This is a genomic window from Sulfoacidibacillus ferrooxidans (assembly GCF_022606465.1).
In the GTDB taxonomy this organism is placed as follows: Bacteria; Bacillota; Bacilli; order Alicyclobacillales; family SLC66; genus Sulfoacidibacillus; species Sulfoacidibacillus ferrooxidans.
Map to the genome: position 1 here is coordinate 1 of NZ_JALBUF010000135.1, position 255 is coordinate 255.

The window sequence follows — 255 nt, forward strand, 5'->3', positions numbered from 1 at the left end:
GTTACATTTTCCGCGCAGCGTCACTCGACCAGTGAGCTATTACGCACTCTTTCAATGGTGGCTGCTTCTAAGCCAACATCCTGGTTGTCTATGCACCGCCACATCGTTTCCCACTGAACTGGCACTTCGGGACCTTAGCTGTTGGTCTGGGCTGTTTCCCTCTTGACTACGGATCTTAGCACTCGCAGTCTGACTGCCAAGTCTACAAGCGTGGCATTCGGAGTTTGACTGGGTTCGGTAACCTTATGCAGGCCC

1 rRNA gene is annotated in these 255 nt (G+C 52.9%); it reads right to left on the minus strand.

From position 1 onward, the window contains the following. Window positions 1–255, minus strand: a 23S ribosomal RNA gene (locus MM817_RS16720); the annotation flags it as partial.